Here is a 14,394-nt window from a genome sequence, read left to right on the forward strand (position 1 = left end):
CCGGCGCGTTGGGGAAGATAGCAATCGAGTGCCGGGCAGTCGACGAACCGATGGCCGGCGCAGAGGAGGATAAGGATCGATGACCAGCCCGTTCCAGCCCGGAGAAGTTCCCGGTGCCACGCCGGGTAACCCCGCCGCCGGTCGGCGTGGCGTGCCGGCCCTGCCCACGCCGCCGAAAGGCTGGCCGGTCGGGTCCTATCCGACCTACGCCGAGGCGCAGCGTGCCGTCGACTACCTGTCCGAACAGCAGTTCCCGGTCGAGCAGGTGACGATCGTCGGGGTCGACCTGATGCAAGTCGAACGGGTGACCGGCCGGTTGACCTGGCCGAAAGTGCTGGGCGGCGGCATGCTCACGGGCGCGTGGCTGGGCCTGTTCATCGGTTTGGTGCTCGGCTTCTTCAGCCCGAACCCGTGGGCCGCGTTGACCACTGGTCTGGTCGCCGGTGTGTTCTTCGGCTTGATCACGTCGGCTGTTCCCTACGCGATGGCCCGCGGCACAAGGGATTTCAGCTCGACGATGCAATTGGTGGCGGGCCGCTACGACGTGCTGTGCGATCCACAAAACGCCGAAAGGGCGCGTGATTTGCTGGCCCGTCTGGCGATCTGACGGTCAGTGTGCGGTACCCCGCGCAAGTGTTGCAAATCACGCGTAGCTGGCTCTACGGTTCTGGCGCGGGACAGCGGGAAAAACCCCGACGGAAAGAGGCGGGTGTGGTGGCGAGTCGTCGCGTGCGCGCACGGCGGATGTGCGCGGTCGCGTTGGCGGCGTTGACCACCGCGTTGCTGCCGCTGGCCTGTGGGCAGGGCAACGGCGGGCTCGTGATCAGCCTCTATACGCCCGCCGACGACAGCGGCACCTACACCGCGATCGCCAAGCGCTGCACCGCCCAGTTCGGTGGGCGTTTCGCCATCCAGCAGATCAGCTTGCCGCGCTCCGCCGACGACCAGCGGCTGCAGCTGGCTCGCCGGCTCACCGGCAACGACCGCACCCTCGATGTGATGGGCCTCGACGTAGTCTGGACCGCGGAGTTCGCCGAGGCGGGCTGGGCGCTGCCGCTGTCCGACGACCCGGCCGGCCGCGCAGAAGCCGACGCCACCGCCGACACGTTGCCAGGTCCGCTCGCCACAGCCAGATGGCAGCACAAGCTCTACGCCGCGCCGATCACCACAAACACCCAATTACTTTGGTACCGAGCTGATTTGATGGATCAGCCGCCGTCGACGTGGGATGGCATGGTGGCCGAGGCGACCCGGCTGCACGCGGCCGGAGAACCCAGCTGGATCGGCGTGCAGGCCAAGCAGTACGAGGGTCTGGTGGTGTGGTTCAACACGTTGCTGACCAGCGCCGGCGGGCAGGTGCTCTCCGACGACGGCAAGACCGTCACCCTGACCGACACGCCGCAGCATCGGGCCGCAACTGTCAAGGCTTTGCAGATCATGAAGTCGGTGGCGACCGCGCCCGGCGCCGACCCGTCGATCACCCAATCCGATGAGAGTTCGGCGCGGTTGGCGCTCGAAGCGGGTAGGGCAGCGTTGGAAGTCAACTGGCCGTTCGTGCTCCCCTCGATGCTGGAGAACGCCGTGAAGGGCGGGGTCGCGTTCCTGCCGCTCAACCAGCGGCCCGACCTGGTCGGCAGCATCAACAGCGTCGGCTCGTTCCGGCCCGACGATGAGCAGTTCCGGGCCGCTTACGAAGCCAGCAAGAAGGTGTTCGGGTTCGCGGCCTACCCGGGTGTGCAGCCCGGCCAACCGGCCCGAGTAACGATCGGCGGGCTGAATTTGGCGGTGGCCAAGACAACTCGCCACAAGGCAGAGGCGTTCGAAGCGGTGCGGTGTCTGCGCAGCCTGCCCAACCAGAAGTATGTGTCGATTCGAGGCGGCCTGCCGGCGGTGCGCGCCTCCCTGTATTCCGACCCGCAATTCCAGGTGAGGTATCCGCAGTACGAGATCATCCGCCAGCAGCTCACCACCGCCGCCGTGAGGCCCGCCACTCCGCTCTATCAGGCGGTTTCCACCCGGATCTCGGCGACGCTGGCTCCGATCACCGCCATCGACCCTGAGCGCACGGCCGATGTGCTCACTGTCGAGGTGCAAAAGGCCATCGACGGAAAGGGGCTGATCCCATGACCGTCGCTGCCACCGAACCGTCGGCCACCGCGGCCAGCGAGTCGCGCAAGTCCGAACGGCGCCTGGCGTTGGTTCTCATCGCCCCCGCGGTGATCCTGATGCTGGCGGTGACGGCTTATCCGGTCGGCTACGCGGTCTGGCTGAGCTTGCAGCGCTACAACTTCGCAACCCCCCGCGACACCCGCTTCGTCGGCCTGGCCAACTACCAGACCATCCTGACCGACCGGTTGTGGTGGACGGCGTTCGTGGTCACCCTGGCGATCACTGCCGTCTCGGTTGCCATCGAGTTCGTGGTGGGTCTGGCGTTGGCGCTGGTGATGCACCGCACCGTCGTCGGCAAGGGCGTGGTGCGCACCGCGGTGCTGATTCCCTACGGAATCGTCACAGTGGCGGCGTCGTATAGCTGGTATTACGCCTGGACACCTGGCACCGGGTATTTGGCCAACCTGTTGCCACAAGGCAGCGCGCCGCTCACGCAGCAGATCCCGTCGCTGGGCATCATCATCCTGGCCGAGGTGTGGAAGACCACCCCGTTCATGGCATTGCTGCTGCTGGCAGGGCTGGCGTTGGTGCCCGACGACCTGCTGAAGGCCGCGCAAGTCGACGGCGCCGGGCCCTGGCGACGGCTCACCAAGGTCACCTTGCCGCTGATCAAACCGGCGATCCTGGTGGCGCTGCTGTTCCGGACGCTGGATGCGTTCCGCATTTTCGACAACATCTACGTGCTCACCGGTGGCTCCAACAAAACCGAATCGGTGTCGATTCTGGGTTACGACAACCTATTCAAGGGCTTCAACTTGGGCCTGGGATCGGCGATATCGGTGCTGATCTTCGGTTGCGTGGCCATCATCGCGCTCATCTTCGTCAAGGTGTTCGGCGCGTCGGCGCCCGGAACTGACGGGGGCGGGCGGTGAGCCATGGCTGAGCGGATCGGCGTCAGGCGTGGCCTCGGCTGGGCGGTCATCGACACCCTGGTGGTGGTCTATGCGCTGTTCCCGGTGCTGTGGATCCTGTCGCTGTCGCTGAAACCGAGCTCAAAAGTTAAGGACGGCAAGCTGATTCCGTCGACGGTGACTTTCGATAATTATCGTGGCATCTTCCGCGGTGACTTGTTCACTTCGGCGCTGATCAACTCCATCGGCATCGGTTTGATCACCACCGCGATCGCGGTGGTGGTCGGCGCTATGGCAGCCTATGCGGTGGCACGCCTGGCCTTCCCGGGCAAGAGGTTGCTTATCGGTGTCGCGCTGTTGATCGCGATGTTTCCCCAAATTTCGCTTGTCACGCCGATTTTCAATATCGAGCGCGAATTCGGGTTGTTCAACACCTGGCCGGGGTTGATCATCCCCTACATCACCTTCGCGTTGCCGCTGGCCATCTACACGTTATCGGCTTTTTTCCGCGAGATCCCCTGGGATCTGGAAAAGGCGGCGAAGATGGACGGCGCCACGCCGGGCCAAGCGTTCCGAAAGGTGATCGTTCCGCTGGCCGCTCCGGGAATCGTGACGGCGGCGATCCTGGTGTTCATCTTCGCGTGGAACGACTTACTGCTGGCTTTGTCGTTGACGGCTACCAAAGCGTCGATCACCGCGCCGGTGGCGATAGTCAATTTTCCCGGCAGTTCGCAATTCGAGGAGCCCACCGGATCCATCGCGGCCGGCGCGATGGTGATCACGGTCCCGATTATCGTTTTTGTTCTAATCTTCCAAAGAAGGATTGTTACCGGGTTGACCTCAGGTGCGGTGAAGGGATAGCTCGATGGCCGAGATTGTGTTGGACAGGGTGACCAAGAGTTACCCCGACGGCGCGACGGCCGTGAAGGAATTGAGCATTACCATCGCCGACGGTGAGTTCGTCATTTTGGTCGGCCCCTCGGGTTGCGGCAAAACCACAACGCTGAACATGATTGCCGGCCTGGAGGATATTTCGTCCGGAGAGTTGCGCATCGACGGTGAACGCGTTAACGAGAAAGCGCCCAAGGACCGTGACATCGCGATGGTATTCCAGTCGTATGCGCTTTACCCGCACATGACGGTGCGGCAGAATATCGCCTTCCCGCTGACTTTGGCCAAGAAGAAAAAGGCGGAGATCGCCGAAAAGGTCGAGGAAATTGCGAGAATCCTTGATCTGACCGATCTTCTGGACCGCAAGCCTTCGCAATTGTCTGGGGGGCAGCGCCAGCGCGTGGCGATGGGCCGGGCAATTGTGCGGCATCCCAAAGCGTTTCTGATGGATGAGCCGTTGTCGAATTTGGATGCCAAACTGCGGGTGCAGATGCGCGGCGAGATCGCGCGGCTGCAGCGGCGGCTGGGCACCACGACCGTCTACGTCACCCACGACCAGACCGAGGCGATGACGCTCGGCGACCGGGTGGTGGTGATGCACGGGGGGGTTGCGCAGCAGATCGGCACTCCCGACGAGCTCTACGAGCGGCCGGTCAACCTGTTTGTCGCCGGGTTTATCGGCTCGCCCGCGATGAATTTCTTTCCCGCGACCCTGACTCCGACCGGTGTGAGTCTGCCGTTCGGCGAGGTGACGCTGACGCAGCCGGTGCATGACGTGATCGCCCAGCATCCCGCGCCGGAGAATGTCATCGTCGGGGTGCGGCCCGAGCATCTTGCCGATGCGGCGCTCATCGACGCCTATCAGCGCCTGCGGGCACTGACGTTTGAGGTGAAGGTCGACCTGGTGGAATCGTTGGGCGCCGAAAAATATGTGTACTTCACCACTGCCGGCTGGGATGTGCATGCGCCTCAGCTCGACGAACTGGCCACCGAATCGGGGGCCCGGGAAAACCAGTTCGTCGCCCGTGTCCCGCCCGAGTCGAAGGCGGCTAAGGGGCAGTCGCTCGAATTGGCGCTCGACACGGTGAAACTCGCCGTTTTCGACGCCGACTCAGGCGTCAACCTGACCATTCCGCCACCGCCCGAGTAGACGCCGACGAGCAGATCAGTCTGCACGCCGGGCTAGAGCCAGTCGCGGCGCCGGAAGTTGCGGTAGAGCAGCAGGCAGATAACGACCATGACGGCGACCACGACCGGGTAACCCCAATGCCAGTGCAGGATGGGCATGTACTTGAAGTTCATTCCGTAGATGCCGGCGATCATGGTGGGCACGGCGGCGATCGCCGCCCAGGCCGAGATCTTGCGCATGTCGATGTTCTGCTGCATGCCGACTTGGGCCAGCGCGGCTTGCACCAGTGAGGTGAGCATTTCGTCGTAGCTGGAGATCTGGTCGGCGGCTTGCGCCTGGTGGTCGGCGACGTCACGCAGGTAGCGCCGCACTTCCTTGGAGATCAGGTCCTTGTGCTCGGACTGCATCCGCTGGAACGGCACCGACAGCGGGCTCACACATCGGCGCAGTTCGACGACTTCACGCTTGAGCAGGTAAATCGGTTCGATATCGAGCTTGTGGCCGGGGGTAAACGCGACCTCCTCGAGGTTGTCGATGTCGGCTTCGATGAGGTTGGTCACGTCGAGGTAGTGGTCTACGACGTAGTCGGCGATGGCGTGCATCACCGCGTAGGGGCCCAGCCGCAGATGATCGGGATCGGCCTCCATCCGCTTGCGCACATCGGAGAGCCCGCCGTGCTCGCCGTGCCGGACGGTGACGACGAAATCCTTGCCGACGAAGACCATGACCTGGCCGGTCTCGACGATCTGGCGGGCCAGTACCACCGAGTCGTGCGGGACGTACTTGACCGTCTTCAGCACGAGAAACAGGGTTTCGTCGTAGCGTTCCAGCTTGGGTCGCTGGTGTGCGACGACGGCGTCCTCCGCGGCCAGCGGGTGCAGTCCGAAAACATCGGCGACGTCTTGCATCTGGTGCTCGTCGGGCTCGTGCAAGCCAACCCAGGCAAACGCTTCCTGGCCGGTCTGCTCGAGTTCACGCACCTTGGCCAGCGCGTCCGCGTGGCTGGACACCCCGGGTAGCCGTGCGCCGTCCACGTACACACCGCAGTCGACCATCGCGTTCGCAACGGGGACCGGCGAAGGCTGGCTGTTCGGCTCAGCGAATTTGGGCCGGGCCACCGGTCGAAGTGAGGCGCGAAACGAGGGCATCGGGTCAATCTCCCGTCGCGGCGCAGGTCTGATTCGGCGCCGGTCCATGCTACGCCGCAGCGACACGTCAACGCCCCATCACCGCGGCCCGGCCAGCCATGAGCCGCCCGGCGCGATGCGACACCACGAGTCGGACCCCCGGATTCGGGGCCGCCCCGGTGCGCTAGTTTCGACCCGACGCACCCGGAGCCCAAGGAGCACTTGACGTGAGCACATCTGCCCTTAAAGTGGCCGTCACCGGCGCAGCCGGCCAGATCGGTTACAGCCTGCTGTTTCGCCTGGCAAGCGGCGCGCTGCTCGGCCCTGACCGTCCGCTCGAGCTGCGTCTGCTGGAGATCGAGCCCGCGTTGAAAGCGCTCGAAGGTGTGGTGATGGAGCTTGAGGACTGCGCGTTCCCGCTGTTGGCCGGCGTCGAAATCGGCGCGGACCCGGCCACGATCTTCGACGGCGTGAGCCTGGCCTTGCTCGTCGGTGCCCGCCCGCGCACCAAGGGCATGGAGCGGGCGGATCTGCTCGAGGCCAACGGCGCCATCTTCACCGCGCAGGGCAAGGCGCTCAACGACGTCGCCGCCGACGACGTCCGTGTCGGCGTGACCGGTAACCCCGCCAACACCAACGCGCTGATCGCGATGAACAACGCGCCCGATATTCCGCGGGAGCGGTTTTTCGGCGCTGACCCGGCTCGACCACAACCGGGCGATCGCCCAGCTGGCCAAGAAGACCGGCGCCGCGGTTACCGACATCAAGAAGATGACGATTTGGGGCAACCATTCGACGACCCAGTATCCCGACATCTTCCATGCCGAGATCGCCGGCAAGAACGCCGCGGAAGTCGTCAGCGATCAGGCCTGGATCGAGAACGAGTTCATCCCCACCGTAGCCAAACGCGGCGCAGCGATCATCGAGGCCCGCGGTGCGTCCTCGGCCGCTTCGGCGGCGTCGGCGACCATCGACGCCGCCCGCGACTGGCTGCTCGGCACCCCGGAGGGCGACTGGGTGTCGATGGCCGTGGTTTCCGACGGCTCCTACGACGTGCCGGAGGGCTTGGTCTCGTCCTTTCCGGTGACGACCAAGGACGGCGACTGGAGCATTGTTTCCGGCTTGGAGATCGACGAGTTCTCCCGCGCCCGGATCGACGCGTCGACCGCCGAGCTCGCCGACGAGCGCACTGCGGTCACCGAACTTGGCCTGATCTGAGGCCCAGTACGCTGGAAGACCGTGCCAGAAATTGTGCCCCACGCGGTGAAGGCCCGCGCTGACGAGCGCTCCCAGGTTCTCATCGGCAACGAGGAGATTTTCGAGGCCCACGTAGCGGGGGAAGCTTTCCGTGGGGCTCAAGACTCGGCTAGACACCCAGCGTGCATTGTCGATCGCCTACACCCCCGGGGTGGCTCAGGTCAGCCGTGCGATCGCCGCCGACCACACCCTGGCGGCCCGCTACACCTGGGCGAACCGGCTGGTCGCGGTCGTCAGCGACGGCAGCGCGGTACTTGGCCTCGGCGACATCGGGCCCGCGGCGGCGCTTCCGGTGATGGAAGGAAAGAGCGCACTGTTCAAGGCATTCGGTGGCTTGGACTCAATTCCGATCGTGCTGGATACCAAAAATCCCGACGAGATCGTCGAAACCCTGGTGCGGCTGCGGCCGAGCTTCGGCGCGGTTAGCCTCGAGGACATCTCCGCGCCACGCTGCTTCGAGATCGAACGCCGCGTCGTCGAGGCACTGGACTGCCCGGTCATGCATGACGACCAGCACGGCACCGCGATCGTCGTGCTGGCGGCGCTGCTGGGTGCCAGCGCGTTGCTCGACCGCGACATGGCCAACCTCCGCGTGGTGATCTCCGGGGCCGGAGCTGCTGGGGTTGCTTGTGCGAATCTCCTTCTTGCCAACGGGATTTCAGACATCACAGTGCTCGATTCGAGCGGGATTCTGCACCCCAGCCGTGACGACATGAACAGCGTCAAGGCGGAACTGGCGCAGCGCACCAACCCGGCCGGCCGCACCGGCGGCATGGTGGAGGCGCTGGAGGGGGCCGACGTGTTCCTTGGCGTGTCCGCGGGCGTGGTCCCCGAGGATTTGATCGCCACCATGGCCCCCGACGGGATCGTGTTTGCCCTGTCCAATCCCGACCCGGAGATTCATCCGGACGTGGCGGCCAAGTACGCGGCGGTGGTGGCCACCGGCCGCAGCGACTTTCCGAACCAGATCAATAACGTGCTGGCATTTCCCGGGGTTTTTCGGGGCGCCCTGGACGCGGGGGCCAGCAGAATCACCCAGAAGATGATGGTCGCCGCGGCCGAGGCGATCTTCTCCGTGGTCGGCGACGAGCTGGCACCCGACCGGATCGTGCCGAGCCCGCTGGACCCGCGAGTCGCGACAGCGGTCGCCGCCGCGGTGTCGGCCGCTTCAGATACCGCAGAGTGACCGTCCGCAGGCTGACCGCGGTGGCGCTGGCCGCATCGGTGGCGCTGGCCGGCTGTGGTCATGGTTCGCCTGCGAGCCACCCGGCGCGCGAGCTCGTCGTGGCATCCGCTCCCGATTCCGAGTCGGTGCTGCTGGCCGAGATCTACGCCGGGGCGCTGCGCTCCTACGGTTTTCCGGCTCGCGTCGAATCGGCGCCCGACCCGCTGAGCCGGCTGGACTCCGGTACCGCCGACGTAGCCCCTGGTTTCACCGGCCGCCTGCTGCAAAGGTTTCAGCCCGGCGCTACCGTGCGCTCCGACGCCCAGGTTTACCGTGCGATGGTCGGCGCCCTACCCGAAGGCATCGCCGCCGGCGACTACACCACCGCCGCCGAGGACAAACCCACGCTGGTGGTGCGCCGATCCACCGCCAAGGCCTGGGGCGGCCACGAGTTAAGCGAGTTACCCCGGCACTGCGGCGGCCTTGTCGTCGGTTCGGTTGCCGGAGTCGCGACACCGCAGACCATCGGCCGCTGCCGGTTACCGCCCAACCGGCAATTTCCAAATAGCACAACCATGTTCGGCGCCCTGCGATCCGGACAGCTGACCGCGGCATGGACCAGCACCGCCGCCGCCGACGTCCCCGCTGACGTGGTCATGCTGGCCGACGGCAAACCGCCGCTGGTGCAGGCCGAGAACGTGGTGCCGCTATATCGCCGCAACGAGCTGACCGACCGGCAGGTGCTGGCGATCAACGAGGTGGCCGGGGTGCTCGACACCGCGGCGTTGGTCGACATGCGCCGGCAGGTCGCCAAGGGCTTCGACGCCCGAGGGCTGGCCGACGGCTGGTTGGCCGAGCATCCGCTCGGGCGTTCTTAGCCGGGTCAGTGCGGTAACATGCGCCCGAGCACCGGGGTGAACAGCCGCTGGTATCCCGAACCGGTCAGCCGCACCAGCAGGTCGAGCAGCCTGGCGTCGGTGCCCACCAGTACGCGCGCCTTGTTCTTGCGCACCGCGTCCAGGATGATCCGGGCAGCGCGCTGCGGGCTGGTAGTGGCCAGCCGCTTGTCGAACAGCTTCGCCAGTTCGTCCTTGTCGAGTCCCTCGGCGGCGGTGGCGTTTCGGGCGATCGCGGTTTTGATACCGCCGGGGTGCACCGCGGTCACCTTCACCGGATGACCGGCCAGCGCCATCTCCTGCCGTAGTGCCTCGGTGAAGCCGCGTACCGCGAACTTGGCCGAGTTGTAGGCGGCCTGGCCCGGGACCGAGAACAAGCCGAAAACGCTGGAGACGTTGATGACGTGCCCGTCACCGGAGGCGATCAGGTGTGGCAGAAACGCCTTGGTGCCGTTGACGACGCCCCAGAAGTCGACGTCCATCACCCGCTCGATGTCCTTGAACTGGCTGACTTCGATGTCGCCAGTGAAGGCGATGCCTGCATTGTTGTAGATCTGGTTCACCGTGCCGAAATGCTCGTTGACCTGATCGGCGTAGGCCAAAAACGCTTCGCGCTCGGTGACGTCGAGCCGGTCCGCCTTGACCGATGCCCCGATGGCTGCCAGCCGCTCTTCGGTGCATGCCAGTCCCTGGGTGTCGATGTCGCTGATCGCCACCTTGGCACCGGCGCGGGCCAGCTCGATGGCCAGCGCCTGGCCGATGCCCGACCCGGCGCCGGTGACCACGGCGACCTTCCCGGCAAACCCCTCCATGGACACGCTCCCTGCTAGTCGCTCCCGTCGAGCCTAGTCGGTACCAGCGGTCCGAGGTACAAGGGGCTGCCAACTGTTGCGGCCCGGGCGGTCGGTAGTTGTCGGGGTGTTGCGCGGGTGACCGCGTATCGTCGGCGCGGACTCTCCGATGCCGCCCAGGGAACCCCGCGCCGGCACCTGTCCTATGAGACGGGCTGGTACGGGCCGCAACTGGTGGTCGCCGACCGCTGGTTCGGTTCGTCGAAAACCTGTCACGCCTGCGGGCATGTCCAACGACATCGGCTGGGACGAACACTGGCAATGCGGCGGCTGTTCGGTCATCCACCAGCGTGATGACAACGCCGCCGTGAACCTCGCGCGCTACGAGGAAACCGTACCGCGAGCGGGCCGCTCGCGGCACGGCTCAGCTGAACGCCAGGTCGATGATCTCCTGCTGCTCGACCGCGTGCACCTTCGACGAGCCCGACGACGGCGCCGACATCGCCCGTCGCGAGATCCGCTTGAGTCCGGTCAGCTTGTCGGGCAACAACTCTGGCAGCTCGAGACCGAAACGCGGCCACGCGCCCTGGTTGGCCGGTTCCTCTTGAACCCAGAAGTACTGCTCCACTGACGGGTAGCGGTCCAGCGTTTCGCGAAGCCGGCGCCTCGGCAGCGGAGCCAGCTGCTCGATCCGCACGATCGCAATGTCGTCGCGGTGGTCTTTGGCCTTGCGGGCCGCCAACTCGTAATACAACTTGCCACTGGTCAACAGCATGCGGCGAACCTTGCTCCGGTCGCCGATGCCGTCCTCGTAGGTGGGCTCTTCGAGCACCGAGCGGAACTTGATTTCGGTGAAGTCCTTGATTTCGCTCACCGCGGCCTTGTGGCGCAACATCGATTTCGGGGTGAACACGATCAGCGGCCGCTGAATCCCGTCCAGGGCGTGGCGGCGCAGCAAGTGGAAGTAGTTCGACGGCGTCGACGGCATCGCGATCGTCATCGACCCTTCGGCCCACAGCTGCAGGAAACGTTCGATACGCCCCGACGTGTGGTCCGGGCCCTGGCCTTCGTGACCGTGCGGGAGCAGCAGCACCAGGTTGGACAGCTGCCCCCACTTGGCCTCCCCGGAGCTGATGAACTCGTCGATGATCGGCTGGGCGCCGTTGACGAAGTCGCCGAACTGGGCCTCCCACATCACGAATGCGTCCGGGTTTCCCACCGTGTAGCCGTATTCGAAACCGACAGCGGCGAATTCGGACAGCGGCGAGTCGTAGACCAGGAACTTGCCGCCGGTCGGGCTGCCGTCGGTGTTGGTGGCCAGCAGTTGCAGCGGGGTGAACTCCTCGCCGGTGTTGCGGTCGATGATCACCGCATGGCGCTGGGAGAAAGTGCCGCGTCGGGTGTCTTGCCCGGACAGTCGCACCAGCTTGCCCTCGGCCACCAGCGACCCGAGCGCCAGCAGCTCGGCGAACGCCCAGTCGATCTTGCCCTCGTAGGCCATCTCCCGGCGCTTCTCCAGCACCGGCTTGACCCGCGGGTGCACCGTGAAGCCTTCGGGCAGTGCCAGATGCGCGTCGCCGATGCGGGCCATCAGCGCCTTGTCGATCCCGGTGAACAAGCCCCGCGGAACCTGCTGGTCGGCCTCCACCGATTCGCTGGGCTGCACCGGGTGTTTTTCCAGCTCGCGGACTTCGTTGAACACTCGCTCCAGCTGACCCTGGTAGTCGCGCAGCGCGTCCTCGGCCTCCTTCATCGAGATATCCCCGCGGCCGATCAGCGCCTCGGTGTAGCTCTTGCGGACCCCGCGCTTGGTCTCGATGGCGTCATACATCGCCGGGTTGGTCATCGACGGGTCGTCGCCCTCGTTGTGTCCGCGGCGGCGGTAGCACAGCATGTCGATGACGACGTCTTTTTTGAACTTTTGCCGGAAGTCCACCGCCAACCGCGCCACCCACACACACGCCTCCGGGTCGTCACCGTTCACGTGAAAGATCGGCGCTCCAATCATTTTCGCGACATCGGTGCAGTACTCGCTGGACTTGGAGTGCTCCGGCGACGTGGTGAAGCCGATCTGGTTGTTGACGATGATGTGGATGGTGCCGCCGACGCGGTAACCAGGCAGCAGGGCCAGATTCAACGTCTCGGCGACCACACCCTGCCCGGCGAAGGCGGCGTCGCCGTGCAGCATCAACGGCACCACCGAGTAGCCCTCCTCGGTATCGCCCTTGTCCAGCAGGTCTTGCTTGGCCCGCACCTGTCCCTCCAGCACCGGGTCGACGGCTTCCAGGTGCGACGGATTCGCGGTCAACGACACCTGAATGTCGTTGTCGCCGAACATCTGGAGGTAGACGCCGGTTGCGCCCAGGTGGTATTTGACGTCGCCTGAGCCGTGCGCCTGCGAGGGGTTCAGGTTTCCCTCGAATTCGGTGAAAATCTGCCGGTATGGCTTGCCGATGATGTTGGCCAGCACGTTGAGCCGGCCGCGGTGTGGCATCCCGATGACCACTTCGTCGAGGCCGTGCTCGGCGCACTGGTCGATGACGGCGTCCATCATCGGGATAACGCTTTCCGCGCCCTCTAGCGAAAACCGCTTCTGTCCAACGTATTTGGTTTGCAAGAATGTCTCGAACGCCTCGGCGGCGTTGAGTTTGGACAAGATGTATTTCTGCTGCGCGACGGTCGGCTTCTCGTGCTTGGTCTCGATGCGCTGCTGCAGCCACTGTTGCTGTTCGGGTTCGAGGATGTGGGTGTACTCCACCCCGACGTGGCGGCAGTAGGCGTCACGCAGCACCGAGAGCACGTCGCGCAGCTTCTTGTATTGCGCGCCTGCGAAACCGTCGACCTTGAATTCGCGGTCAAGGTCCCACAGCGTCAAGCCGTGCGTCAGCACGTCGAGGTCGGGGTGGCTGCGAAAACGGCTGTTGTCCAAGCGCAGCGGGTCGATGTCGGCCATCAGGTGGCCGCGGTTGCGGTAGGCGGCGATCAGCTCGATGACCCGGGGGTTCTTGTCGGCGATGGAGTCGGGATTGTCGGCACGCCAGCGCACCGGCTCGTACGGGATGCCCAACCCGCGGAAGATCTCGTCCCAGAACCCATCGGAGAGCACCATTTCGTGGATGGTGCGCAAGAAGTCACCGGATTCCGCGCCCTGGATGATGCGGTGGTCGTAGGTCGAGGTGAGCGTGATCAGCTTGCCGATGCCGAGTTCGGCGATCCGTTCGGGGCTGGCACCCTGGAATTCGGCAGGGTATTCCATCGCACCGACGCCGATAATGGCGCCCTGGCCGGCCATCAGCCGCGGCACCGAGTGCACCGTGCCGATGGTGCCCGGGTTGGTCAGCGAAATCGTCACGCCGGCAAAGTCTTCGGCGGTGAGTTTACCGTCGCGCGCACGGCGAACGATATCCTCGTAGGCGGCGACGAACTGCGCGAAGCGCATCGTTTCGCAGCGTTTGATGCCGGCCACCACAAGCGAGCGCTTGCCGTCCTTGCCCTGCAAGTCGATGGCCAGACCGAGGTTGATGTGCGCCGGTGTGACGGCGGTGGGCTTGCCGTCGACCTCGGCGTAGTGCCGATTCATGTTGGGGTACTTCTTAACCGCCTGCACGAGCGCATACCCCAGCAGGTGGGTGAACGAAATCTTGCCGCCGCGGGTGCGGTTGAGCTGGTTGTTGATGACGATGCGGTTGTCGATCAACAGTTTGGCCGGAATGGCGCGCACACTGGTCGCTGTCGGCACCTCCAGCGACGCGGACATGTTTTTCACAACCGCCGCGGCGGCGCCGCGCAGCACCTGGACGTCGTCGCCTTCGGCCGGTGTGTAGGCGGCGGTCTTGGCCGGGGCCGTCGGCACCCCGGCACCGTTGCTGTCGGCTGCTTTCGCCGGTGGTGCCGCCGCGGGCGCCGGGGCCGGTTGCGGCTCGGGTGGCGCGGCGGGTGCCGGTGCGCCCGGCGCCCCGTCGGTCGCGGTCGACGTCTCCACGGTCGGTTCCGGGTTGTAGTCGACCAGGAACTCATGCCAGCTGGGATCGACCGAGGAGGGATCTTCGCGGAACTTGCGGTACATCTCCTCGACCAACCATTCGTTTTGGCCGAATGGTGAACTCGTAGTGCTCACT

At 65.3% G+C, this 14,394-nt stretch carries 9 protein-coding genes and 3 pseudogenes; 9 read left to right on the forward strand and 3 right to left on the reverse strand.

What is annotated here, in order from left to right; all coding sequences use genetic code 11:
- Positions 1 to 79 precede the first annotated feature (79 nt).
- From MHEC_RS07155 to MHEC_RS07175, 5 genes are all read left to right on the forward strand, one after another.
- The gene (locus tag MHEC_RS07155) at positions 80 to 607 is read left to right on the forward strand and encodes a YflT domain-containing protein (RefSeq protein ID WP_003922373.1); all 528 of its coding nucleotides are present in this window, start codon (positions 80 to 82) and stop codon (positions 605 to 607) included.
- 137 nt (positions 608 to 744) lie between these two features.
- Entirely contained in the window at positions 745 to 2,127 is a 1,383-nt protein-coding gene (locus MHEC_RS07160) for an ABC transporter substrate-binding protein (protein ID WP_003922372.1), read from the forward strand.
- Complete coding sequence (locus tag MHEC_RS07165) at positions 2,124 to 3,041, forward strand: carbohydrate ABC transporter permease (RefSeq protein WP_003922371.1); 918 nt, start codon at positions 2,124 to 2,126, stop codon at positions 3,039 to 3,041. The genes MHEC_RS07160 and MHEC_RS07165 overlap by 4 nt, the downstream gene beginning before the upstream one ends.
- Positions 3,042 to 3,056: 15 nt before the next feature.
- Positions 3,057 to 3,881, forward strand: coding sequence for a carbohydrate ABC transporter permease (locus MHEC_RS07170; RefSeq protein ID WP_201399652.1), 825 nt, complete (start codon positions 3,057 to 3,059; stop codon positions 3,879 to 3,881).
- 4 nt (positions 3,882 to 3,885) lie between these two features.
- The gene (locus MHEC_RS07175; RefSeq protein ID WP_201399491.1) at positions 3,886 to 5,061 is read left to right on the forward strand and encodes an ABC transporter ATP-binding protein; all 1,176 of its coding nucleotides are present in this window, start codon (positions 3,886 to 3,888) and stop codon (positions 5,059 to 5,061) included.
- 32 nt (positions 5,062 to 5,093) lie between these two features.
- Here MHEC_RS07175 and corA read toward each other — a convergent pair whose 3' ends face one another.
- The gene (corA, locus tag MHEC_RS07180) at positions 5,094 to 6,188 is read right to left on the reverse strand and encodes a magnesium/cobalt transporter CorA (protein ID WP_201399493.1); all 1,095 of its coding nucleotides are present in this window, start codon (positions 6,186 to 6,188) and stop codon (positions 5,094 to 5,096) included.
- A 206-nt stretch (positions 6,189 to 6,394) separates the two neighbouring features.
- Between corA and MHEC_RS07185 the strand changes: the two are divergent.
- The 3 genes and pseudogenes from MHEC_RS07185 to MHEC_RS07195 all read left to right on the forward strand — a co-directional run bounded on the left by MHEC_RS07185 (position 6,395) and on the right by MHEC_RS07195 (position 9,467).
- A pseudogene (locus MHEC_RS07185) lies at positions 6,395 to 7,385 on the forward strand (malate dehydrogenase).
- A 45-nt stretch (positions 7,386 to 7,430) separates the two neighbouring features.
- Positions 7,431 to 8,610 (forward strand): annotated as a pseudogene (locus MHEC_RS07190) (NAD(P)-dependent malic enzyme).
- Positions 8,607 to 9,467: a glycine betaine ABC transporter substrate-binding protein gene (locus MHEC_RS07195; protein ID WP_048891660.1), complete on the forward strand. Its 861-nt coding sequence runs from the start codon at positions 8,607 to 8,609 to the stop codon at positions 9,465 to 9,467. The pseudogene MHEC_RS07190 and the gene MHEC_RS07195 overlap by 4 nt, the downstream one beginning before the upstream one ends.
- Positions 9,468 to 9,472: 5 nt before the next feature.
- Here MHEC_RS07195 and MHEC_RS07200 read toward each other — a convergent pair whose 3' ends face one another.
- Positions 9,473 to 10,297, reverse strand: coding sequence for an SDR family NAD(P)-dependent oxidoreductase (locus tag MHEC_RS07200; RefSeq protein WP_048891661.1), 825 nt, complete (start codon positions 10,295 to 10,297; stop codon positions 9,473 to 9,475).
- A gap of 54 nt (positions 10,298 to 10,351) precedes the next feature.
- Here MHEC_RS07200 and MHEC_RS07205 point away from each other — a divergent pair.
- A pseudogene (locus MHEC_RS07205) lies at positions 10,352 to 10,670 on the forward strand (zinc ribbon domain-containing protein); the annotation flags it as partial.
- 30 nt (positions 10,671 to 10,700) lie between these two features.
- Here MHEC_RS07205 and MHEC_RS07210 read toward each other — a convergent pair.
- A complete protein-coding gene (locus tag MHEC_RS07210) occupies positions 10,701 to 14,393 on the reverse strand; it encodes a multifunctional oxoglutarate decarboxylase/oxoglutarate dehydrogenase thiamine pyrophosphate-binding subunit/dihydrolipoyllysine-residue succinyltransferase subunit (protein ID WP_048891662.1) in 3,693 nt (1,230 codons plus the stop codon).
- Position 14,394 lies beyond the last annotated feature (1 nt).

Source organism: Mycobacterium heckeshornense (assembly GCF_016592155.1).
In the GTDB taxonomy this organism is placed as follows: Bacteria; Actinomycetota; Actinomycetes; order Mycobacteriales; family Mycobacteriaceae; genus Mycobacterium; species Mycobacterium heckeshornense.